The following is a 24,521-nucleotide window of genomic DNA, read 5'->3' as shown; positions in this document are numbered from 1 at the left end:
TGTGAAGTACTATTCGATTTTTTAAGAATATTTAGCCATTTTATTCCTTTAACTATCAGAAATAATTTTTTGTAAATTTAATAGTTTTTTAACTTTTGCTTTAAATTCCAATTTAATTTTTTCTTAGCTAAAAAAAGCCACACCTAAATTATTCCAAGTCGAATAAAATAGTTTGTGACTTTTTGCATACAAACGACAAGTCTAAATAAATGTCGTTACTTTTCTTCACTCCGAGCCTCTTCAGGTAGAACAAGATTCAATATAATTCCGAGAATTGCAGCTACCGCTAAACCTGAAAATTCATATTGCCCAAGTTTTAAGTAGGCATTGCCAATCCCAACTACTAAGATCACGGAAGCAATCATCAAGTTCCGTTTCTTATCGAAATCAACATGCCGTTCAATCAATACCCGCAATCCTGATGAAGCAATTACTCCAAATAATAGGAAGGAAATCCCCCCAATTACTGGTGACGGAATGGATTCAATCAAAGCCGAAAGCTTACCAACAAAACTAAAGAAGATCGCAAAAGCAGCGGCCCCGGCAAGTACGTAGACCGATTGAACCTTCGTAATCGCTAGAACCCCAATGTTTTCACCGTATGAGGTAACCGGAGGACCACCAACAAATCCAGCAATGATGGAAGCTGTCCCATCTCCTGCTAGAGTATGATTTAAGCCGGGATCCTTAAAATAATTATTACCAGTTAATTCATCAAGAACCATAATATGCCCCAAGTGTTCTGTCATTGTCACGAAGGCAATTGGTGCCATACTTAGAATTGCTCCCCAGTAAAATTGCGGGTGATAGTTAACAAAGGGAATCTGGAAATTAGGTAAACTAAACCAGTGAGCTGCTTGTACTCCTGAAAAATCCACAATTCCAAAAGCACAAGCGATTAGATAGCCACCAACAATTCCTAATAGAATTGGAATCAATCCTAAGAAGCCCTTGAAAAACATATTAAAAATAATTGTAATCAAGAGGGTTAACAAGGCCACCAAGAAGAACTTTAGATCATACGTATTCCCATTCATCGTGGCATCCTTAGCTGCAGTTCCAGCCAGCGAAAGTCCAATTACCATTACGATTGGTCCGACAACGATTGGGGGAAGGACCTTATCAATCCAATCTGCGCCAATTGCTGAAACGATCAGAGAAACAATCAAGTAGACACATCCAACTGCAATTGTTCCTTGAGCAATTCCTGGATACCCCGTCGTTTTCATTAAAACGATCATTGGCACAATGAAAGAAAAACTCGATCCCATATAAGCCGGAATCTTATGCCGGGTAATCAAAATATACATTAGGGTCCCGACCCCGGAACTGAAGAGGGCGATCCCCGGGTTTAAGCCGACCAAGATTAGGACCAAAACAGTTGAACCAAACATTGAAAACATATGTTGCAATGACAGCCCAAACCACTGGCCTAAAGTTGGTCGTTCGTTAACTGCTAAAACGACATCACGTTTTTTTGCCATGTTTTCTCCTTCCAAAATAAAAAACGCCTTTTGATCCTAAGGACCCAAAGACGTTATTTTGGCAGGATACCAAAACTTACTTAACCTTTGGGGCCTCGCTGGACCCACATTAAAGGATTCGTGAACAATCGTTGTTATTCTACCGATTTTTTCTCCCACTGTCAATTATTCTGTACGGGTAAGGTTATTTTTTAGGTGATTTCGCCGGTAAATCACAACCAAGGCCGTGACTGGAACGGTCAAAATGACTGCCAAAAATGATATGAGAACCAAGGTTGCTTCGTGCACAAAAATCTTATTATTTAGGATTGTTCCTAATGAATAATGTAGGCCTAAAAACCAAATTAAAAGTGCTAATAAACCGCCAACAAAGCCAAAGAACAGGGTATTTAATGTTGTACCAATAATTTGTTTACCAATCGTCATTCCATTGTGAAAAAGGCGAACATTTGCGAGCTTAGGATGATTACTTAAAATTTCCGTCAATCCAGCAGCAACCGCCATTGCCGCTTCAGCAATGGCGCCTAATATTGATAAAAAGGCGGTCGCAATCGTAACATTTAGAAAAGAAACTCCCAGTGCCAAGGACATACCTTCTAGATCGTCACTATCTTCGAGGCTAAAGCCTTGGACCATCTCAAGATGTTCAATCCCATAAATAATCAAAAGGAGGCTAAAAGCAACAATGCAAGCAGTTAAAAAAGCTGGAATTGTGATGTTTAAATCGTCTTCCCCCATAAAGATAGTAATTGCTAACATGACCACTCCCAATACGGCCGCCACCCAAATTGCTGGCACCTGCAAAGCAATTAGCAAAAGGGCAAAGTACAAGAAACCAAAATTTAGGATCAAACTCAAAAAAGCTAACCAACCTTGTTTTCCCCCGACTAGAATCATTAATCCTAATAAAACAATTCCAAGCGCTGTAATTGAGCTCACTTTTGTCGCCTCCCTAATAAACTAGCCGCGAAGAAGCTTACTAACGGCACCGCCAAAACAATTCCAATCCCGGAAACCAAACTTTGAACCATGCCAAGACTCATATTCATGTTAAAAGTATAAAACATTGAATTACCATTTTTAAGGTACATTAATGCAGAAGTAAAAGTATCTGCCATAAAGATTAGAAACAAGACATTTACTAAGGGTCCCATAATTGAACGACCAACTTTGCGGCCCGAACTAAACAATTGGCCGAAACTAAGTGCCGGATCTAAGGTTTTTAGCTCAAAGAGGGTCGCAACAATATCTGATGATTCATCCATTACTGCTCCTAGCGAACCAATCAACGTTTCTGCTAAGAATAAAGGGCGTGGTACCTGCGTAACATACTGCATTGATTCATAGTAAACTCCCCGCTCATTCGTAATTTGTAAGATCAAATAACTGAGAAGAACCGCCACACTCGTGCCTAAAATTGTCGATGCTAAGGTCGCAATCATTTTTTTATTTAATCCTAAAACTAGCACTAAACTTAGCATTGCAAAAACCAAGGCCAAGCCAGCAAAAATCGCAAACGCATTCCATGATTGAAATTTCAAATCAACTTCAATTGCGATTATCAGTAAAATTGAATTGATAACGACTGAAAGCATCGCTAAGCCCCCAGCTTTTCCCAAAGTAAAGACTAGTAATCCCGTGACTAGCCAAAGCAACATGATTAGCGTTCGATCACGTTTCAAACCACTAATTGTTGCTTTTACATGATGACCCGGTTTTAAATTTAATTGACTTAGGAAAACTTGATTTCCAGTCCGGTATCTCTGCGTCAATCCCATTGAACGATAGTATTGATTTTGAACTGTTAGTTTTTTTCCGCGATGTTTCGTATTTAATAACTTCAATCGTAAACGCTGAGTAACTTCTTGATCACGATTTTCAAATTGGTCCTTAGTTTGATTAACTTGAATGGTTTTTGCCTGTTCAACCTGAGCGATTGGAGTTTGATAAAGGCGTTGATTATGACCCATAAAAAGCCAAAGTAAAACTCCACTCAACAAAAAAACCGCTAGCAATTTTTTATACTTAGCGGTCCATTGAAAATTCATCTTTTCTTCACCTCACTAATCAAAACTTCTTTAGTCTACTCCATCCTGATTTCGAATAGTGGGAACTTTACTAATTCTAAAGGGAACCTTATAAAAATAAAAGATTTATAAAAATAAAGCGAGGATGAGCAGAAACTCAAGTTTCTGCTCATCCTCGCTTTCATTTCCGAATGTTATTCAGCAACTACGGTCAAAGCAGTAGCCGAATGGCAGTTGCTTCCCTGGCGGTCGCAACAACCGATTTCGCCTTGCATGGGCTCACAAACGCCAAACCAGTTGGTTGGTTCGCTCCAAAGCACGGCCTTAGCGGATCAGGGCGAACGAAAATTTATGAATCAACCTTCGTTCTTCCTATCCCAACCAGGCCGTCAAGAAGCCTTTTTTTCTATCCTCTTTTAAATTTAATCAAATAGATTATTTAGTACCGAAAAGTCGATCCCCAGCGTCACCAAGACCTGGAACGATGTAACCATCTTCGTTAAGATGGTCATCAAGACCTGCTGTGTAAATATCAACATCTGGGAAGGCTTCTCGAACAGCCTTTACCCCTTCAGGAGCGGCAACCAAGCAAGCAAACTTCATGTTCTTTTCTGAACAGCCTCGCTTCTTTAAAGCATCAATTGCCATAATTGCTGAACCACCAGTTGCTAACATTGGGTCAACAATAAATAATTGCCGTTCTGAAATATCATTTGGCAACTTCACAAAATATTCGTGTGGCTTTAAAGTTTCTTCATCCCGGTACATCCCAATGAAACCAATCTTAGCCGCTGGGATTAATTCCGTCATCCCATCAACCATTCCTAGTCCTGCTCGTAGGATTGGTACAATCGCAACCTTTTTACCAGCTAATTCTTTTTTCGTTGTCTTGGCAATTGGTGTTTCAACTTCAACATCCTTAAGCGGCATAGAACGCGAAACTTCGTAGGCCATTAATGTTGATAGTTCCTTAACAGTTTCCCGAAATGCTTTCGTTCCAACATTTTTGTCCCGAATCATTGTTAACTTGTGTTGGATCAATGGGTGATCCAAAACTTCAAATTTACCCATGGTACACACTCCCTTTTGGTTTCTCAACCATTGTACCAAAAATTCTTGGCTTTTGACCCTTGAATTTACCTAAAAGCCAAGAATTTTATGCTTTAAAATCAAAGTGACAACCACCAGCCGATTTATTCAAGCGATTCATATATGCTGCCCCCAGGCCAGTTGCTACAAACCCTTGGGCAAGGATAATTTTAATTGCTGGTTGATTATCAAATTCTCGTAAACCATCAAATAACAAATGGGTAGCCGATTTTATATCATCACCGATTGAAAACAAGACTGCATTTGCTGGAAACTTAGTGGTCTTAAGGGTTGAATCTTTAGCCATGATTCCAACCTGCTCTGGTTGCTTAGCCACCCATTCACTAACCACTTGCCAATCAGTTGCGGGATCAACAACGTAAACCTGCGCATTTGGCGCATAGTGCTTATATTTCATTCCCGGTGCCTTAGGAATTTCGTTTGCTTTAACCTTCCGATGATTTAGTTCAATTGAACCAATTACGGCTTCAATATCGGCTTTGGTAACTGCTCCTGGTCGAAGAATCACTGGCTGGTCAGTAGAAAGATCTAAAACCGTTGATTCAACCCCAACTTTTGTTGGCCCATTATCCAAAATTCCGGCAATCTTACCATTTAGATCATGGTAGACATGTTGAGCCGTGGTTGGACTGGGTTTACCGGAGGTGTTGGCTGACGGGCCAACTAAGGGTACCCCAGCTGTTGAAATCAAATCAAGGGTTGGTTGACAAGCTGGAAAACGAAAAGCAACGGTCGTTAACCCTCCAGTAACCGTTTTTGAAAGTGACCCTGGCTTGATCTTAAGAATAATCGTTAATGAGCCTGGCCAAAATTTGGCCATTAAAGCGCGCGCCTGATCAGGGATTTCAGCCGCATATTGCTCAACCATTGTAACTGAAGAAACGTGCACAATTAAGGGATTATCACTCGGCCGTCCCTTAGCAGCATAGACTTGTTTAACCGCAGTTTCATTTGTCGCATCAGCCCCTAAACCATAAACTGTTTCAGTTGGAAAAGCAACCAACTTGCCAGCATTAATCGCCTCAGCGGCTTCTTTAATCTCATTCGTTGAAAAAATTTTAGTTTCCAAAAATTTCGCCTGCTCTTCCTCTATTTTAGACTTACCCGAATCATGCGCATTCGGTCTGCAACGTCATGTTTTGTTTCAATTTTGCCGCTTGCCACGGTTTGATCAAAAAGTTGTTGAATGGTTTGTTCTTGTCGATATCCAGTTTCCCCAAAAAGCTCCCCTTGAGGAGTCAAATGTTGCTGTAATTCTGTAAATAACCGCCGGTAAAAACCTAAGCCACCTTCCGAGGCAAATAAGGCCAGTGGTGGCTCATAGTCAATTACCGCTTTATCCATCTCACTGATCTCATCAACTCCAATATAAGGAGGATTCGTGACAATTAGATCGAACCGCTCTTCACCAAAGCCAGCAAAGAGATCACTTTCAACTTGGCGCAAGTTAGTCCCGTGTAAACGTTGATTTGTAAGGGCCACTCGTAAGGCATCTGTTGAAATATCAGAAAGGGTAACTTGCCACTTCGGCCTTTCCAGTGCCAAAGTAATCCCAATTACCCCACTCCCGGTTCCAAGATCCAATACTTTTAATGGTTTATCAGCTGGCATTGAATCAAGTACCCATTCAAGCAATTCTTCCGTTTCAGTTTCTGGAATTAGTACATCTCGATTAACCACAAAAACCCGGCCAAAAAATGGCGCTTTACCGACTACATATTGAGCCGGCTCAGCATTGGCGATTCGCTCCACCGCCCGGGTAAAACGAAAAGCCTCATCGGCTGGCATAAAATCACGATTATGCATTACTAAATCAGTAAATTTCCAATCATGAATCATCTCAAGAATGAATTGTGGTGTGCTTGGATCCATCCCCGCAGTTTTCAAAAAAGAAGAAGCCCACTGCTGGGCTTCAAAATAGGTCCACTTACTCATTCCGTAATTGCTCCAACTTTTTCGCTTGGTCAGCAATAATTAAGGCTTCGATAATTTCATCTAAATCGCCACCCATAATCTTGTCCAACTTATTTAAAGTTAAACCAATCCGGTGGTCGGTAACCCGGTTTTGCGGATAATTATAAGTTCGAATTCGTTCCGAACGATCCCCCGTTCCGATGGCATCTTTTCGTTTAGCATCGTAAGCAGATTGTTCTTTTTGTTGGTAGTAGTCGTAAACCCGAGCCTTTAAGATCCGCATTGCCTTTGCTCGGTTTTGCTGTTGTGACCGTTCATCTTGCATAGCAACCACAATTCCAGTTGGTAAGTGGGTCATCCGAACTGCTGAAGAGGTCTTGTTAATGTGTTGTCCACCAGCCCCAGAAGAGCGGTAAACATCAACCCGAATGTCCTTTGGGTCCAAATCAATTTCAACGTCCTCAGCTTCTGGCATTACCCCAACCGTTGCCGTTGAGGTGTGTACTCGCCCAGCTGATTCGGTAACTGGGACCCGTTGAACCCGATGAGCTCCATTTTCAAACTTTAGCTTTGAGTAAACATTGTCACCAGTGATCATCATCGCGATTTCTTTGAAACCACCAACTTCAGTTTCCGTCTTATCGATAATTTCTACCTTCCAGCCTTGCTTTTCAGCATACCGTAAGTACATGTTGTACAAATCACCAGCAAATAAGGAGGCTTCATCCCCACCAGCAGCTCCTCGAATTTCCATAATAATGTTCTTATCATCATTTGGATCTTTTGGAATTAAAAGAACTTCCAATTCTTTTTCAAGCTTTGCCTGACGGTCCTTACTTTCTGCAAGTTCTTCCTTGGTCATCTCGGTTAATTCAGGATCTGAAGTATCACGTAACAACTCTTCGTCATCCTTAATGGTTTGGGTGACATTTTGGTATTCATGATATTTTTCAACCGTTTCCCGTAAACTTCCTTCTTCTTTTGAAAGTTTCATAAATCGTTGACTATCAGCGATTACTTCGGGATCAGAAATTAACTCATTTAATTCGTCATAGCGATCAGCAACCGCTTGTAACTTATCAAAGATTTCTTCCATTTGCATTAGTTATCATTCTCCTGTCCTGTGGATAATGCGGGGTGAAAATAGTGATAGCGACAAACCGGGTAGTAGGACTCATTGCCCCCAATTTGGACCTGCTCGCCTTCATACACGGGTTTTCCATCATGAATCCGTAAATTCATAATTGCCTTGTGCTTGCAAAACCAGCAGATTGTCTTCATCTCTTCAATTTTATCAGCATTAATCAGCAAATACTTGGTTCCTTCAAATAACTCATTTTTAAAGTCATTCTTTAGCCCGTATGCCATAACTGGAATATCAAGCTCATCAACCACTTTTGTTAATTGCAAAACGTGTCGCTTTGTCAAAAACTGTGCCTCATCAACCAACACACAGTATAAAGGATGGTCAACTGCCTTCACCAATTCAAAAAGGTCAGTCTCTTTCATCACGGGCGTAACCCGCCGTTTTAAACCAATCCGGCTAGCAATGACTCCTTGTCCAGCGCGCGTATCAACGCCACTTGTCAATAGCTCAACCGGTTTCCCTTGTTCTTCATAGTTATGAGCAACTTTAAGGATATCAATCGACTTTCCTGAGTTCATTGCGCCATACTTAAAAAATAACTGTGCCAATTTTTTCACCCTTTTTACTGCATAGTGAACTTTATTATAGCGAAATTTTCCTAATTTTTAAACCATTCCCACCAAGGTCTTTTAGAAAAGAGCAATCTCCGAATAATTTATTTTCCATTCTTGAATAAAATACCCTTCATTGATGACTTTTCGAACAATCTTCTTGGAATTGCCATCAATCTTCGACCGTTTTACGGAAGTAATTCAGGAGGCTGAGGCTGGGAATTAACTATTAATTTTTGCCCCTCTAACATTAAAATCCGGACTATAATTTTTGCCTTGATCAAAAATTGTAGTCCGGATTTTCGATTATTTATGAAATTGGCCCTCCATCGGTTAATTAATTGTCCCAATTTCGTTATGTTTAATGTCATCAGGGCCAGGCCAATGTCATTTTCCACAGCCCGTTGACCACGCAAGTGAGTTCGGCGTATGCCAAAATCCCTCTTCATGTGACCAAAGACTGGCTCAACGTCGAACTTCCGTCGACGATAAATCGCCTTACCTTCGTCACTTGAGAGGGTCGCTTTCACTTTTGCTTTGTAATAATTCCAGGTCGGGTTAACCTTCATATAACGTTGCCGACCACCTGGTGTTTTCGTTAATTTATCCAATTGCGCTGACGGCTGGTGCTTATCTGCCCGATAGATTTTAAAATCACGTTTGAAACCATATTTATCGATTTGCTCACTATACCGATAAAAGCTAAAGCGAACCCCTAAATGATCAATATAGTAATCATCTTCGGCGTTATACTGCCAATTTTGTGAGTTAGTTGGGTCGTTTTTAAACTTGCGCTTCTGTTCCTTTTGATAAGTTGTATAGGGAATAATAGGTTGCTTTTCAAACTGATCAAGAATCGTTGTGTAATTGTATTCACTACCATAACCTGCATCAGCGACGATATGTTTAAAGAAGCCTAAGGCATGAAATTGCTTAAGAAATGGCACTAAAGTCCTTGTATCAGTTGGGTTTGAAAATAATCCGTAATCAAGAACAAATTGCTTATGAGTGGCAATTTGTAAGTTATAGCCAGGTTTCAATTCCCGATTCATCATCGGATCTTCTTTCATACACATAAAAGTCGCATCATGATCAGTCTTGGAGTAGCTATTGCGACCTTGGAAGATATCTTCGGCATGTTCATACTTTTGGGCACGAGGAATTAAGTCGTTGCTTAGCTGGTGGCGAAGTTTTTTTAGGAAACGACGACGCCGTTTCCTAACTGAACCACCTTTGATGATTTTGGGTTCTTGCTCAATCTCTTCATCTAATTTAGTGATTTGCTCTCCGAGTTCTTGTTCCATTGTTTTCATGCCTTCGGCAGAAGTGACCAGCTCTGGCGCCATTTCTTGCACCACTCGTTTTTCCACTAATTCCTCATAAATCTTACTTGTCTTTTCCCTTAACTTAGCGTGGTACTTTTCCACTGCACGACGCCAAGTAAATGAATATTTATTGGCATCAGCTTCGACCTTGGTTCCATCAATAAAAACTGCATCATTTTGAATTAGGCCGTGATCTGTTAAAGCCATGGTAAAGTAGACAAAAGCACGCTTGATCAGATTACTAGCGTGCTGACTGCTCCGAAAGTTATTGATGGTGTGGTAACTATAAGTATAGTCATGGGCTAACCAACGCATTGGTAGACTCTCATCCAACATCATTTCAATCTTTCTTCCAGAATAGGTTTGACGCGAGTAGGCAAACAAGAGGATCTTAAGCATAATTGCTGGATGCGATGCAGGGCGGCCAGTAGCCGCCACCGACTCTTCCAATAGAACCTCCTGTGGAATTGAGTCGACAAATGCACTAATTAGTCGCGCAATATGGTTCTTTGGTAAATCATAGTTATAGTTTAGTACGAATTCGGTTTGCCCTATGGTATAATTTTGATACATGGAAATCGCTCCTTTTTGTTTGTTTTCGTGATAATTACATCATATCAGGAGCAACTTCCTGTGTACATAAAAACCGGATGATGAATTGTTTAAGAAATTCATCATCCGGTTTTTACTTTGGACTAGGAGTTTTTTCCCAGCCTCACCCTCTTTGCATCTCCGAATGTTACTCAGTAACTAAGGTCAAAAAGCACGGCCTTAGCGGATAAGTGCGAACGAAAGGCCGATTCTAATGAATCAACCTTCGTTCTTCTTATCCCAACCAGGCCGTCAAGGAGCTTTTTTCCCAACCTCTTATCCCTTTACTTTTCTTTTGTTCTTGGAACGCTTATAATTTCTAAATATATAATTGCGAATTTAAGGAGGAGCTTATGACGCTCAAAAGTTCAATTGCTGAAGTAGCTGGTCGATCAAGTTACTGGTTTTTACACAAATTTTTCCATGGTGGGAGTTCGCTACCAGGAAAGATCACCCTTAAATTAGATCCTAATATTTTAAAAGCTTTTAGTAAAAAATACGATTTAGTTATTGTAACGGGAACCAATGGGAAAACCTTAACTACCGCTCTCAGTGTTCGCGTGCTTCGGGAAAAATACCCCCAAGTTTTAACTAACCCTACTGGTTCAAATATGGAACAAGGAATTGTCACTACTTTTATAACCGCCCCCCGGCCAAAGCAAAAAAGCCTAGCAATTCTTGAAGTGGATGAAGCTAACGTGGTTAAAGTCTGTCAATTTATTACCCCAATTGCTTTTGTAATTACTAATCTTTTCCGTGACCAAATGGACCGCTATGGTGAGATCTACACAACTTACGATAAAATTCTAGCGGGAGTTAAGCTAGCACCAAAGGCTACCATTATTACTAACGGGGATGAACAAATCTTCAATACGAAAGATTTACCAAACCCAACAATCTATTATGGTTTTAATCATGAGGCCAAGAGTGATTTCTTAGCGCCTGCTAACACGGATGGATTACTATGTCCAAAGTGCCAACACATTCTCCACTATCATCTTCGGACTTATGCAAACCTTGGTGATTACTTCTGCCCTCACTGCGGTTTTAAACGGCCTAAATTAACTTATAACGTTACTAAACTAACTAAGTTAACCCCAACTAGTTCAAGTTTTGAATTAGATGGCAAACCATATAAAATTGAAATTGGTGGTGTTTATAACATTTATAACGCGCTTGCTGCTTATGCCCTTGGCCGTTTCTTAGGAGTTGAACCAGCGCAAATTAAAAACGCTTTTGAATCTGACGAACGCGTATTTGGTCGGCAAGAAATAATTAATGTTGACGGTAAAGAGGTTACCCTCGTCCTAGTTAAAAATCCAGTCGGCTTAAACCAAGTACTTGATATGATCATGACTGATAGCGAACCATACAGTTTTGGATTCCTTTTAAACGCTAACTACGCGGATGGAATTGACACTAGTTGGATTTGGGACGGTAACTTTGAGGCCCTAAAGGGTCAATCAATCCCTTATTTCATGACCGGTGGAGAGCGCTACAAAGATATCACGACCCGCTTAACTATGGCTGGGATCAAATTAAACGCTACCGAACCTGATCTAACTAAAGTAATTGATCTAATTAAAAAAATGCCAACGAAGCATGTTTACTTATTAGCAACCTACACTGCTGTTTTACAACTGCGGAAGGAACTTGCTGATAAAAACTATATTCAAGGAGGGATGGACTAATGGCTAAGTACCATCTTCGTTTAGCTCATTTATATGGGAACCTTTTAAATACCTATGGTGATGAAGGAAATATCATCGCTTTAAAATATTATGCTCAACAAATGGATACTGACATTGAGGTTAAAGTCGTTAGCATTGAAGAAGAATTTAATGCTGATGATTATGACCTCGCCCTCTTTGGTGGTGGTCAAGACTATGAACAAATGGTTGTATCCAAAGACCTACCAAAGAAACAAGCCGAAATCAAGCGTTACATTGAAGCTAATAAACCAATGCTAGCCATTTGTGGTGGTTACCAACTCCTTGGTAAATATTATATCGGCGCAAACGGTGAAAAAATATCTGGTGTTGGAGCCCTTGACCACTACACATTAACGCAAAGTGAGCACCGAACTGATAGGGTAAACAACAGTCGCTTTATTGGGGACATTGTGATTAAAAACTCCGAAACCGGACAACTTTACCATGGTTTTGAAAACCATAACGGCCGGACATTCCTTGGTGAAAATGAACGTCCTCTTGGGATTGTTCAAGAAGGTCACGGTAATAATGGTGAAGATAAAACTGAAGGTGCTATTTATAAACACACCTACTGTTCATATTTCCATGGGCCAATCTTGACAAGAAATGGTGAATTAGCAAAAACAATGCTTTTAGAGGCCCTAAAAAATAAGTACCCCGATGCCGACTTTAGCCAACAAGCAGCCTTAAAGATTACCCCAACGTTCTAAGGAGGATTTTTTATGAATCTCTTTTCTACCCTAATGGTCGTAATTTTCTTTATTGAATCTTTTTGGGAAGTCCGTTTATACACTCGCCTAACTCAACAGGTTGCAAGTGTCCGAGACCACAGTGAACAAGATAGGGTTCAAAAAGTACTACGCCTTGAGCGAAGGTGGAACCTTTTTTCATGGGTAATCGTCCTTGCAGTTCTCTTCACTCCCGAAAGTGTTTTTCTTCCCCTTTCCTGTGTTCTCGTCTTATGCGAGACGATCGTAATCATGAAGCTTGATCGAGAAGATCAACGCTTAAAATAAGAATCAAAACCTTGGCATTTAATCCTGATGCGTGATAAATTTTATTTAAAAGTTTGAATTTAAGATTTGAGGTGTCCTTATGGCAAAAATCAATTATAAAGCCGCCCTCGTTGCTGGGCTCGCAGCCGGCTTTGTTTCGGGACTTGTTAAGTTAGGTTGGGAAAATTTAATGCCACCCCGAACTCCTGAACGAGATGCTACTAATCCACCACAAAAATTACTAGAACAACTTGGCGTACCCAAAAGCGTAACCCATTCAACTTATACTTATTCTGGTCATCAACTTCCTTGGGTAAGTTACTTAGTTCACTTTAGTTTTTCAAGTGGCTTTGGCGCCCTTTATAGTGTTGGTGGGCAATTACTTCCTTGGATCAAGGTTGGGCAAGGAATCCCATTTGGACTAGGCGTTTGGGAACTCTTCCACGTTGAACTAATGCCAAAACTAGGGACAGTACCAAGGGCAAAGGAACAGCCACTAGAAGAACACGTTTCTGAAATTCTTGGTCACGCCGTCTGGATGTGGTCAACTGATTTAATGGCTAACCAAATCTATCAACATTTGAACAATCAAAAGTAAATTTGACTAGCAAAAAAGCGGCCGGGAAGAAATTAATGTTTCTTCCCGACTTCTTTGTCATCTCCGAAGGTTACTTAGTAACTAAGGTCAAAGCAGTAGCTGAATGGCAGTTGCTTCCCTAACAGTCACTCCAACCGATTCAGCCTTGCATGGGCTCACAAACTCCAAACCAGTTGGCTGGTTTGCTCCAAATCACAGTCTTAGCAATATCCCTCCCCCTTTTTTAATCAATCTAGCTTTTCTCTTTTTCGTTCAAATACGAAGCAACAATCTGATCTCGTAATTCCAGAAAACGATCATTTTTTGCTGTCGGGTGAACCCGGTTGGTTAAAACAATCAAACCTTGATCCGTTTGTTGATCTAAAATCATAAAAGTCCCAGTAAAACCAGTATGCGAAATTACCGAATGGCGATCTTTGCCCCGGGACAAAAATAATTTCCAGCCAAAGCTCCGGTTATGCATCCCTTGCATCCGCGTTTGGTCATGAAAGAAACTTTGAATCATCGTTGTCGTTAATAATCCACCAAGGTTATTTTCCAACAATTCATAAGCGTATCGCTCTAATCCAGTCAAAGTTCCAAATAAACCGGCACTTCCACATTGCTCTTGCAAAACAAAGGCCTTGGGATCATGCACTGTTCCTCGGATTAATCCCCGTTTTTTAGATAACTCAGTAGGCACGGTTCCTTGGACTGGGGGATGATAGCTTAGCTCGTTAGTTAGGCCAAGCGGTTGGATAACCGTGTCGGTTACCAGTTCTTGAATTGGCTTACCAGTCACCTTTTCGGCAATTAATCCTACTAAGATTAATCCAAGATCGGTATAACAAATGTTTTTTGCTAAATTCTCCCCAAAAGATTCAGTATTTAAAATTGCCTGTAAAAGTTCGGCATGATTAAGCTCGTTTCGATGGGGAATATACCCCTCAATTGCTGCGGTATGAGTTAATAAATCTCGGATAGTTGCATTCTTTCCTTGCAGCTCTGGAAGGAAAGTTTTTACTTGATCATCCCAATTTAGTTTTCCAGCTTGGACTAACTGAGCAATCGCAGGAAGGGTGCCGATCACTTTCGTTAAAGAGGCTAGATCATAAAACATCCCCGGCCTTAGCGGTTCAAGTTCCGGTTTTATTTTTGCCCAACCTGTTTCAACCTTTAGACGTTGATTTCCTTCAAAAATCAAATATGAAAGTGCTGGAACCACTTTGTTAATCCGCATGTTAGTTAGTAATTTTAGCGTTTTTTGATACTTAGTTTGAATTTGCATTTTTCCTCGAATTAAGCCTTTTCAGTCATTTGACCTGAAAATTGGCTATTGTATAGGTCTGCGTAAAAACCGTTTTGCACCATTAATGAATCATGATCCCCAGTCTCAACAACTCGGCCATGGTTCAAAACAATAATTTGTTCTGCCTTTTGAATTGTCGATAGTCGGTGAGCAACCACAAAGCTAGTTCGACTTTCTTGCAACTTTCGCATCGCAGCTTGAATTTGAACTTCGGTCCGGGTATCAACTGAACTCGTAGCTTCATCCAAAATTAAAACTTCTGGATCTGCCAAGAAAGCCCGCGCAATTGTCAATAATTGGCGTTGCCCTTGCGAAATATTTGAAGCCGTTTCATCTAAAACTGTGTCGTAGCCATTTGGCAACTCGCGAATAAAGTTATCAGCCCGGGCCATCCGAGCAGCTTGGTAAACTTCTTCATCGGTTGCATCTTCACGGCCATACTTAATGTTTTCAAAGATTGTTCCCGTAAATAACCATGTTTCTTGCAATACCATCGCTAAATGTTGTCGTAATTCATGACGACTCATACTTCGAGTATCCCGGCCATCTAAGAAAATCTTACCGTTATTAACATCATAAAAGCGCTCTAACAGATTAATAATGGTGGTCTTACCAGCTCCAGTTGGCCCAACGATAGCCACCATTTCATTTCGTTTAGCCCGGAGATTAAAGTCTTGAATCAGTGGTGTCTTTGGATCATAAGCAAAATCAACGTGTTCAAATTCAATCATCGGTTGCGGTTGATTCTTAACTGGGGTTGTCGTCTTACTTTCATCCATTTCCGCTTCGTCCAAAACTGCAAAAATACGTTCCGCTGAAGCAATCGTTTGCTGGATTGTACTTGATAAGTTAGCAATCTGGGTTAAAGGGCGGGTAAATTGATTGACATACTGAATAAAAGCTTGCACATTTCCCAAAGTAATTTGGCCATGAATAACTTGAATTGTTCCCACTACAACAACTAGTAAGTAGCCCACATTATTAATAAAGTTCATCAAAGGAAAAATTAAAACTGAGAAAAACTGGGCTCGCCACGCCGCCCGGTAGTAATTCTCGTTATGTTCCGCAAATTTAGCAGCTTCATCTTGTTCATGGTTAAATGCTCGGATAATCGTTTGTCCTGCATAAACTTCTTCCACTTGAGCATTAATCTTTCCCAAAGCTGCTTGCTGGCGTTCAAACAGTTTTTGAGCAGTTGGTGCAACAAAGCCAACTACGATTGCCGAAAGCGGAATCGTGACTAGAGCAACAAGCGTTAACCGCCAGCTGATTAAAATCATCAATGTCAAAGCCCCAATAATCGTCAAAAGCGAAGTAATGATCTGAATAATCCCTTGCTGGAGAGCAGTCGCAATGTTATCCATATCATTAACCATCCGGCTCATGATTTCCCCATTACTCGTCGCATCATAGTACTTAACGGGCACCCGAGCGAGCTTTGCTTTGAAATCTCGTCGTAAATTAAAGACCGCCCGTTGCGAAACCCGGGTCATGATGATTTGCTGACCAAAACTAAAGAACCCGGACAGTAAGTAAAGGACTAACACAATCAAAGCAATACGACCGATTTTAGCAAAATCGATTGGGAAGGTCGTTAAATGCTGACCCATTTTTATCTCGGTATACCCCTTCATGATGCCTTGATAAATCGTGGTTGTCGCTTCCCCAAGAATTTTGGGAGCAATGATCGAGGTGATAACCGAAGCAATGGCCATCCCAATTGCAATCACCATCGCTAACCGCCACGGTCGTAGGTAAGTTAACAGCCGCTTCGTTGTCGGCCAAAAGTGATTAGCTTTTTCAGCTCCCCTCCGTTGCCGATTATGCATTGGTTGTTACCCCCTTTTGAATCTGTGACGCAATAATTTCTCGGTAAGTTTGATTATTGGCTTTTAGAGATTGGTGATCACCTTTCCCTAACAATTCCCCATCCTCAAGCACTAAAATTAGGTCCGCATCGGCAACTGTTGAGACCCGTTGGGCAACAATTACCTTAACGGCATCTTTTAGCTTTGAATCAGCTTTCAATGCTTGGCGTAGTTTTGCATCCGTCTTAAAATCAAGAGCTGAAAACGAGTCATCAAAGATGTAAATGCTTGCTGGTTTAATAATCGTTCGAGCAATCGCCAATCGTTGTCGTTGCCCGCCAGAGAAGTTGGCACCATCTTGTTCGACAATTGCATCCAAGCCCCCAGCTTCTTCAACAAAGTCCCGCGCTTGAGCAATTTCTAGGACATGCCAAATCTCTTCATCGCTTGCGTTTGGATAACCAAATTGCATATTTGAACGAATTGTTCCCGCAAACAGAACCGCCTTTTGCTGAGTGATTGACACTAAGGTGTGCAAATCATGTTGACTTAAGCGTTTAATTGGCATGCCATTAATCTTAATTTGGCCACTTTCAGGGTCAAATAGGCGTTCAATTAGGTTAACCAGGGTTGATTTTCCTGAGCCAGTCCCGCCGATAATTGCCAAGGTTTGCCCACTAGTAACCTCAAAATCACAATTATTTAAGGATAATTTTTCAGCTCCTTGATAGCGAAAATTGACGTGATTAAATTGCAGACTTGGTGCTTTTGACGTTAATCTAAGTTGCTCGCTTGGTTTTGGATCTTTTACCGCAACTTCATAATCAAGAACTTCATTAATTCGCCGAGCCGAAGCTACTCCCCGTGGAACAAACACAAAGACCATTGCTAACATCATAAATGAGAAGAGAATTTGGACAGCATATGTTAAAAAGGAGACCAAATTTCCCACTTGCATCGTCTGGTTTGCAATTAAATGGGCTCCATACCAAATAATTGCTACATTAGTAAGGCTTAAAATCAAAGTCATTGTTGGGAAAAGAAATGCTACCCAGGTAAAGGCTTTAATCCCCGTTTCTGTATAATCTTCATTAACAGTATTAAATCGATTTTGTTCCCGTTCATCCTGGTTGAAAGCCCGGATTACCCGGACTCCGGTTAACCCTTCCCGAAAAACCAGATTAATCCGGTCAGTCTTCTTTTGAATACTCCGAAAAAGTGGTACGGCTTTGCTCATTACAATCACAACCGTTACCGCTAATACTGGCAGACTAATTAAAAAAATCATGGTTAATTTTGATTCCCGATGATAAGCCAAAACAATCACTGCAATCATCATAATTGGTGATTGCAGCATCATCCGCAAAGTCTGGAACATCACCGTTTGAACTTGAACCACATCATTAGTTGAACGGGTAATTAAGGACGAATCACCTAATTCACTAATTTCCTTATTTGAAAATCGCATTACTTTATCAAAGACTTGTTTCCGCAATTTTCGACCAACGCTCATGGCTTGAGTTGAGGCAAAAAAGGTATTTAAGGCAGCGGCAACAAGCCCAACTAAAGAAACCAGTAACATCATGATCCCTTCGTGTTTGATATAGGCAAGGTCATGGTTAATTACCCCTTTATCAATCAAATCAGCCGTAATGGTTGGTAAATATAAATCACAAAAAACTTGTAGCAGTAAAAAAACAACCGCAAAAATCGTTGGCATAACTGCTAAATTTTTTCGAGCAATTTTTATCATGGCTTACTCCGCATTCTTCCCATAATAGTGTTCAAAATTCTTTGTCATTTGTAAAACCGCTCGGTTCATCGCAACCTTATCGGCATGGGATATTCCTTCCATCAAGTGTTCCACAAATACTTTGTGATCGGCTGCAATTTCACTCGCCCGTTTTTCACCTTTTTCAGTCAAAGAAACCCGCCAAATCCGCCGATCTTTTGGATCACGTTCACGATTAACGTAACCCTCTTCTTCCAAATTTGTTAAAGCATCCGTTAACGAACCTGGTCTTAGGTGGACAAACTTAGCCAATTCTTTTTGGGAAAGACCAGCTCCCCGATAATTAATCATCCCAATTATTCGATCCCGACCACGCATACCGATTGAATTTGTTCCTTGATGCTTGGCGTGAAAAAGCCGGCCAATTTTCATTCGTAAATTCCACCAATTTGTCAATAATTCTGTATCTTTCATCATCTCTCTCCTTTTAGTTAGATTTGTAATGATTCGTTATCTAACTGTTTTAGTATATCGAGTCATTCATAATTGTCAACAAATTTCCATTCCGAAATGCGAAGGAATTTTTACAACTTTTTTAAATCCTTAAATGTAAATTGACGCTTGAATATTGTTTTGATAACGTTAAGAGGTTAGCAATTTTATTTAACTGAGGTAAGCAAAATGAATGATGAACATGAAACACGGGAAGAATACCGAAGAGAACTAGAAAATCGGATTAATCAACGTGTTGCTGAAAATAATGCCAACCGTGGAGAGGGTAACAATTTACCACCGAAGCCACCCATCCACCGGCCTAATCGGGGAGATGGTTATAAATGGGTACGGCGGGTAATTTTACTCATTACACTCATTGTCCTTTGTTTCGCAGGATTCGAATATCACAAATTACAATCAACTGCAAAAGGAATTTTTGCGACTGGAGATGGAAAAGTCGATACTAAAATTAAAAATGGTGATCCTCTTTCTATCTTAGTGATGGGAACTGACGTTGGGGCCTTAAACCGAGGAAATACCGGTGGAAATACTGACACGATGGAAATCATCACCGTCAACCCAAAGCAAGAAAAAATCACGATGACCAGTTTGCCACGGGATACGTTAGTCCGAGTTAATACTGAAGATGGGGCAGATTATGTTAAGATTAACGCTGCTTATTCAATTGGAGGAGCTAAGCAATCAGTGAAACAAGTTAAAGAATTACTTGGCATCCCCATCGATTACTATGTCGTCGTTAATATGGGAGTGATGGAAAAAGTGGTTAACGCCGTTGGTGGGGTAACCGTTGATAATCCATTTGCCTTTACTTATGAAGGTCACCACTTTAAAAAAGGTAAACAACACTTAAACGGTAGTGAAGCCTTAAAGTACTCTCGGATGCGTTATGATGATCCTAATAACGATTATGGTCGGCAAAAGCGGGGCCAACAAGTTATCGAGAGTGTAATTAGTACCTTTAAGAAAAAGGGCTCCCTCACCGCAGCCAACAAGATCTTAGATGCAGTTGGCGATAGAATTCAAACTAACGTTCCAACGGACTCGATTGGGGCACTATATTCAAACTACCGGGTGGCGATGAACAGCGTTTCGACTTATCACTTCCAAGGTAAGAACGCAACCATTGATGGGGCATCATTCCAAATAGCTTCACCAAAAGAAATTAACCGTGTTTCAAAGTTAATCCGAACTGCGCTAGGGCTTAAAGTAAAGCATGTTTCGAACGCAGAAACAAGAATGTACAATGAGCAAACAGATTACGACGGTTACAATAACGTCAACTTTGTATTACCAAATAATGCTACTTATAACGTTCCGGGTAGTGGCACGAGCAAATCGAGTTTCAAATCAACCAGTTCATTTGGGACAAGTGATAGTTCAAATTTCATTTCAAATTCAACCACTACTAGCGGTTTGGGATTCGTAGGAAAGAGGCTGGGAAAAAACTCCTAGTCCAAAGTAAAAACCGGATGATGAATTTCTTAAACAATTCATCATCCGGTTTTTATGTACACAGGAAGTTGCTCCTGATATGATGTAATTATCACGAAAACAAACAAAAAGGAGCGATTTCCATGTATCAAAATTATACCATAGGGCAAACCGAATTCGTACTAAACTATAACTATGATTTACCAAAGAACCATATTGCGCGACTAATTAGTGCATTTGTCGACTCAATTCCACAGGAGGTTCTATTGGAAGAGTCGGTGGCGGCTACTGGCCGCCCTGCATCGCATCCAGCAATTATGCTTAAGATCCTCTTGTTTGCCTACTCGCGTCAAACCTATTCTGGAAGAAAGATTGAAATGATGTTGGATGAGAGTCTACCAATGCGTTGGTTAGCCCATGACTATACTTATAGTTACCACACCATCAATAACTTTCGGAGCAGTCAGCACGCTAGTAATCTGATCAAGCGTGCTTTTGTCTACTTTACCATGGCTTTAACAGATCACGGCCTAATTCAAAATGATGCAGTTTTTATTGATGGAACCAAGGTCGAAGCTGATGCCAATAAATATTCATTTACTTGGCGTCGTGCAGTGGAAAAGTACCACGCTAAGTTAAGGGAAAAGACAAGTAAGATTTATGAGGAATTAGTGGAAAAACGAGTGGTGCAAGAAATGGCGCCAGAGCTGGTCACTTCTGCCGAAGGCATGAAAACAATGGAACAAGAACTCGGAGAGCAAATCACTAAATTAGATGAAGAGATTGAGCAAGAACCCAAAATCATCAAAGGTGGTTCAGTTAGGAAACGGCGTCGTCGTTTCCTAAAAAAACTTCGCCACCAGCTAAGCAACGACTTAATTCCTCGTGCCCAAAAGTATGAACATGCCGAAGATATCTTCCAAGGTCGCAATAGCTACTCCAAGACTGATCATGATGCGACTTTTATGTGTATGAAAGAAGATCCGATGATGAATCGGGAATTGAAACCTGGCTATAACTTACAAATTGCCACTCATAAGCAATTTGTTCTTGATTACGGATTATTTTCAAACCCAACTGATACAAGGACTTTAGTGCCATTTCTTAAGCAATTTCATGCCTTAGGCTTCTTTAAACATATCGTCGCTGATGCAGGTTATGGTAGTGAATACAATTACACAACGATTCTTGATCAGTTTGAAAAGCAACCTATTATTCCCTATACAACTTATCAAAAGGAACAGAAGCGCAAGTTTAAAAACGACCCAACTAACTCACAAAATTGGCAGTATAACGCCGAAGATGATTACTATATTGATCATTTAGGGGTTCGTTTTAGCTTTTATCGGTATAGTGAGCAAATCGATAAATATGGTTTCAAACGTGATTTTAAAATCTATCGGGCAGATAAGCACCAGCCGTCAGCGCAATTGGATAAATTAACGAAAACACCAGGTGGTCGGCAACGTTATATGAAGGTTAACCCGACCTGGAATTATTACAAAGCAAAAGTGAAAGCGACCCTCTCAAGTGACGAAGGTAAGGCGATTTATCGTCGACGGAAGTTCGACGTTGAGCCAGTCTTTGGTCACATGAAGAGGGATTTTGGCATACGCCGAACTCACTTGCGTGGTCAACGGGCTGTGGAAAATGACATTGGCCTGGCCCTGATGACATTAAACATAACGAAATTGGGACAATTAATTAACCGATGGAGGGCCAATTTCATAAATAATCGAAAATCCGGACTACAATTTTTGATCAAGGCAAAAATTATAGTCCGGATTTTAATGTTAGAGGGGCAAAAATTAATAGTTAATTCCCAGCCTCTTTTTTTTTTTAATTCTCATCCAATTAAAGTAATTCTGCAAAAACATCTTCGTTCTGGTTAAGGAATTCTTGATCTGCGTGAATTTCTTCAATCTTGACGCCTTTCAGTGCCCGTTCCATTAGACCATCCACGTCAAGCCACCCTTCATATTTAGTGGCTTTTTCAAGGTTTGGCTTGGTCTTAGGAGAAGGTGGGGTAAAGACGGTACAACAGTCTTCGTATGGTAAGATTGACAAATTATAGGTATCAATATCTTCCGCAATCTTAATAATTTCAGTCTTATCATATGAAAGAACAGGCCTCAGTACTGGTAAATTCGTTACAGCTTCGATTGCTCGCATTGATTCCATCGTTTGGGATGCCACCTGACCAAGTGATTCCCCGTTGAAAATTGCGAGCCCCTTCCGGCGGTTAGCCAATTCAACTGCTAATCGTAGCATAAATCGCCGCTGAACCGTCATTAAGTAACCTTCTGGCACTTTTTCCTTCACTGTCTCTTGAATTTCTGTAAATGGCACTTGAATAAAACGAATACTTCCTGCATAACGAGCTAGTTTCCCCGTTAATTCCTTAGCCTTAGCAAGAGCTTGTTCACTCGTATACGGTGGACTATAGAAGTGAACCATTTCAAGCGAAACTCCACGTTTAAGAGCTAAGTACGCCGCAACTGGAGAATCAATGCCACCAGAGAGCATCATCATCCCCTTACCTGCTGTACCAACTGGTAAACCACCGGCCCCCTTAATAATTTCACTCATTAAGTAAATTCCATTTCCGCGAATTTCAACTCGAATTTCAATTGCCGGATTATGAACATCCACGGTTAATAAATCTGGAAACTGTTCCAATAAGTAACCCCCTAATTGGCGGTTCATCTCAAATGTTCCCATTTCAAAATTATGATCACTCCGCTTAGTTTCAACCTTAAAGGTAACCGGTTGGCTAACTTGCTTTTCAATTAACGTTTTAGCTGCTTCACACACGGCCCCAAAATTCTTATCAACTTTCAGCACTGGTGAAAAAGTTTGAATTCCAAAGACTTGTTTTAATCGCTTCATCACGGCTTCACTATCTGCGCCGTTTAAAATTACGTGCATCCGGTCTTGATTAGCATGAACTTTCACATCAGTAAAGTCATGTAATGCTTTACGAACGTTGGTTCCTAATCGACCAATAAAATTTTTCTTATTGTGGCCCTTGGTTGAAAGTTCTCCATAGCGAACCATAATTTCATCATAATGTAATTGTGCCACTAGCACACCTTCTTTCTTACTAATCTATAATTTTTTTAAAGCCAGCATACACTTTATCAAAAACTTGGTTGAACTGATCTGCTTCGGCAAGGGTATTTTGATCACCTAAACTAATTCGAACAGCACATTCCGCCAGCTTCGTTGGGACCTTCATTGCCGCAAGCGTACTTGCTTCCGCTTGCTTTTTGGAGGAGCAAGCACTAGTCGTTGAAAGATAAATCTCCCGCTCTTCAAAAGCATGAACAATCGTTTCACCGCGAACACCCTCAATTGCAAAGCAAAGTACGTGGGCGGCAAAGCCATCATCCAAACGTGAAAATAAGTGCACATGATCGAAAGTCTGAATATGCTTGGCAATCCGTTCCTTAATTGCTTTTTCATTTGCAACACTCGTTGTCTCTTTTTCCTTAACACGGCGAACTGCTCGGGCCATTGCTGCCATCCCGGCAACGTTTTCGGTTCCTGAACGAAGTCCTCGTTCTTGGCCACCACCGTTAATTAAAGGGGCTAACTGCCGTCCTTGCTTGACATAAACAAAACCCGTCCCCCGTGGGGCATGGAACTTATGACCAGAGAAAGTTGCAAAGTCAACCCGGTCAGAAAAGACAAGATCATCCAAACCTTTACCAATTGCTTGAACAGCATCAACCATAAAGTGAATCCGGGGATAATCCTTTAGAACTTCCCCAATTTCCTTAATCGGTTGAATTGTTCCAATTTCATTATTTACCGCCATAATTGATACCAAGATCGTATCTGGGCGCAAAGCCGCCTTTAGATCAGTAACGCTTACTCGTCCTTGGTCATCAACTGGTAAGTATGTTACATCAAATCCCAGCTCTTCTAGTTGAGCCATAGCATTACGAACCGCCGCATGTTCGACACTTGAGGTAATAATATGCTTCCCAAATCTATGTTTTGCGATTGCCGTTCCTTTTATGACCCAGTTATCCCCTTCTGAGCCACCAGAAGTAAAAATTATCTCACTTGGTAAAACGCCAAACAAGTTAGCAATTTGCCGCCGAGATTGTTCTAGTAAGTTCCAAGCTGGCTCCCCTAATTTGTGTAAACTAGATGGATTTCCCCAAATTTTTTCCGCAACTTGATCGTAAGTACTTAACACATCCGGCCAAATTTTGGTTGTGGCGCTATTATCAAAATAAATCAACAGGCCTATTCCTCCTTATTAAATTCTAAACCTTCGCTCA

General features: G+C 40.7%; 21 protein-coding genes. 6 read left to right on the top strand and 15 right to left on the bottom strand.

The window, feature by feature from the left end; translation table 11 throughout:
* Positions 1–215: 215 nt before the first annotated feature.
* The 9 genes from GTO83_RS03460 to GTO83_RS03420 all read right to left on the bottom strand — a co-directional run bounded on the left by GTO83_RS03460 (position 216) and on the right by GTO83_RS03420 (position 10,131).
* Positions 216–1,484 carry a uracil-xanthine permease family protein gene (locus tag GTO83_RS03460; RefSeq protein WP_180871741.1) on the bottom strand — a complete coding sequence of 423 codons (1,269 nt, stop codon included), beginning with the start codon at positions 1,482–1,484 and terminating at the stop codon, positions 216–218.
* 165 nt (positions 1,485–1,649) lie between these two features.
* A complete protein-coding gene (locus GTO83_RS03455; protein ID WP_180871740.1) occupies positions 1,650–2,423 on the bottom strand; it encodes a YibE/F family protein in 774 nt (257 codons plus the stop codon).
* Positions 2,420–3,532, bottom strand: coding sequence for a YibE/F family protein (locus GTO83_RS03450; protein ID WP_180871739.1), 1,113 nt, complete (start codon positions 3,530–3,532; stop codon positions 2,420–2,422). The genes GTO83_RS03455 and GTO83_RS03450 overlap by 4 nt, the downstream gene beginning before the upstream one ends.
* Positions 3,533–3,946: 414 nt before the next feature.
* Positions 3,947–4,582, bottom strand: a complete 636-nt coding sequence (upp, locus tag GTO83_RS03445; protein WP_180871738.1) for a uracil phosphoribosyltransferase — start codon at positions 4,580–4,582, stop codon at positions 3,947–3,949.
* Between the two features lie 85 nt (positions 4,583–4,667).
* Entirely contained in the window at positions 4,668–5,690 is a 1,023-nt protein-coding gene (locus GTO83_RS03440; protein ID WP_180871737.1) for an L-threonylcarbamoyladenylate synthase, read from the bottom strand.
* 20 nt (positions 5,691–5,710) lie between these two features.
* Positions 5,711–6,556: a peptide chain release factor N(5)-glutamine methyltransferase gene (prmC, locus tag GTO83_RS03435; protein ID WP_180871736.1), complete on the bottom strand. Its 846-nt coding sequence runs from the start codon at positions 6,554–6,556 to the stop codon at positions 5,711–5,713.
* Positions 6,549–7,631, bottom strand: coding sequence for a peptide chain release factor 1 (prfA, locus tag GTO83_RS03430; protein ID WP_180872109.1), 1,083 nt, complete (start codon positions 7,629–7,631; stop codon positions 6,549–6,551). The genes prmC and prfA overlap by 8 nt, the downstream gene beginning before the upstream one ends.
* 5 nt (positions 7,632–7,636) lie before the next feature.
* Positions 7,637–8,230 (bottom strand): thymidine kinase, encoded by a 594-nt coding sequence (locus GTO83_RS03425; RefSeq protein ID WP_180871735.1) that lies wholly within the window; start codon positions 8,228–8,230, stop codon positions 7,637–7,639.
* A gap of 191 nt (positions 8,231–8,421) precedes the next feature.
* Positions 8,422–10,131, bottom strand: a complete 1,710-nt coding sequence (locus tag GTO83_RS03420; RefSeq protein ID WP_180871734.1) for an IS1182 family transposase — start codon at positions 10,129–10,131, stop codon at positions 8,422–8,424.
* A gap of 371 nt (positions 10,132–10,502) precedes the next feature.
* Here GTO83_RS03420 and GTO83_RS03415 point away from each other — a divergent pair, with 371 nt between their 5' ends.
* From GTO83_RS03415 to GTO83_RS03400, 4 genes are all read left to right on the top strand, one after another.
* Positions 10,503–11,840, top strand: a complete 1,338-nt coding sequence (locus GTO83_RS03415; protein ID WP_180871733.1) for a Mur ligase family protein — start codon at positions 10,503–10,505, stop codon at positions 11,838–11,840.
* The gene (locus GTO83_RS03410; protein WP_180871732.1) at positions 11,840–12,571 is read left to right on the top strand and encodes a type 1 glutamine amidotransferase; all 732 of its coding nucleotides are present in this window, start codon (positions 11,840–11,842) and stop codon (positions 12,569–12,571) included. The genes GTO83_RS03415 and GTO83_RS03410 overlap by 1 nt, the downstream gene beginning before the upstream one ends.
* Positions 12,572–12,583: 12 nt before the next feature.
* Complete coding sequence (locus GTO83_RS03405) at positions 12,584–12,877, top strand: hypothetical protein (protein WP_180871731.1); 294 nt, start codon at positions 12,584–12,586, stop codon at positions 12,875–12,877.
* 79 nt (positions 12,878–12,956) lie between these two features.
* A complete protein-coding gene (locus GTO83_RS03400) occupies positions 12,957–13,454 on the top strand; it encodes a DUF1440 domain-containing protein (protein ID WP_180871730.1) in 498 nt (165 codons plus the stop codon).
* 232 nt (positions 13,455–13,686) lie between these two features.
* Here the strand turns inward: GTO83_RS03400 and GTO83_RS03395 are convergent, their stop codons facing one another.
* Genes GTO83_RS03395 through GTO83_RS03380 form a run of 4 tightly spaced genes read right to left on the bottom strand, consistent with a single transcriptional unit; the run spans position 13,687 to position 18,756 of the window.
* Positions 13,687–14,721 (bottom strand): serine hydrolase domain-containing protein, encoded by a 1,035-nt coding sequence (locus GTO83_RS03395; RefSeq protein ID WP_370524335.1) that lies wholly within the window; start codon positions 14,719–14,721, stop codon positions 13,687–13,689.
* 11 nt (positions 14,722–14,732) lie between these two features.
* The gene (locus tag GTO83_RS03390; RefSeq protein WP_180871729.1) at positions 14,733–16,571 is read right to left on the bottom strand and encodes an ABC transporter ATP-binding protein; all 1,839 of its coding nucleotides are present in this window, start codon (positions 16,569–16,571) and stop codon (positions 14,733–14,735) included.
* The gene (locus GTO83_RS03385) at positions 16,564–18,303 is read right to left on the bottom strand and encodes an ABC transporter ATP-binding protein (RefSeq protein WP_180871728.1); all 1,740 of its coding nucleotides are present in this window, start codon (positions 18,301–18,303) and stop codon (positions 16,564–16,566) included. Before GTO83_RS03385 ends, GTO83_RS03390 begins: the two co-directional genes overlap by 8 nt.
* 3 nt (positions 18,304–18,306) lie before the next feature.
* The gene (locus GTO83_RS03380; RefSeq protein ID WP_180871727.1) at positions 18,307–18,756 is read right to left on the bottom strand and encodes a MarR family winged helix-turn-helix transcriptional regulator; all 450 of its coding nucleotides are present in this window, start codon (positions 18,754–18,756) and stop codon (positions 18,307–18,309) included.
* A 207-nt stretch (positions 18,757–18,963) separates the two neighbouring features.
* On the opposite strand from GTO83_RS03380, the gene GTO83_RS03375 reads away from it, so the two are divergent.
* Together GTO83_RS03375 and GTO83_RS03370 are read left to right on the top strand one after the other, a co-directional pair.
* Entirely contained in the window at positions 18,964–20,250 is a 1,287-nt protein-coding gene (locus GTO83_RS03375) for an LCP family protein (protein WP_180871726.1), read from the top strand.
* 122 nt (positions 20,251–20,372) lie between these two features.
* Positions 20,373–22,121, top strand: a complete 1,749-nt coding sequence (locus tag GTO83_RS03370) for an IS1182 family transposase (protein ID WP_180871725.1) — start codon at positions 20,373–20,375, stop codon at positions 22,119–22,121.
* Here the strand turns inward: GTO83_RS03370 and thiI are convergent.
* The gene (thiI, locus tag GTO83_RS03365) at positions 22,084–23,286 is read right to left on the bottom strand and encodes a tRNA uracil 4-sulfurtransferase ThiI (RefSeq protein ID WP_180872107.1); all 1,203 of its coding nucleotides are present in this window, start codon (positions 23,284–23,286) and stop codon (positions 22,084–22,086) included. The two genes, GTO83_RS03370 and thiI, sit on opposite strands and share 38 nt — an antisense overlap.
* 46 nt (positions 23,287–23,332) lie before the next feature.
* Positions 23,333–24,481, bottom strand: coding sequence for a cysteine desulfurase family protein (locus GTO83_RS03360; protein WP_180871724.1), 1,149 nt, complete (start codon positions 24,479–24,481; stop codon positions 23,333–23,335).
* Between the last annotated feature and the right edge of the window lie 40 nt (positions 24,482–24,521).

This window comes from Lactobacillus sp. 3B(2020) (assembly GCF_013487845.1).
Classification (GTDB): domain Bacteria; phylum Bacillota; class Bacilli; order Lactobacillales; family Lactobacillaceae; genus Limosilactobacillus; species Limosilactobacillus alvi.
This window is presented reverse-complemented; position numbering and strand designations above follow the sequence as displayed.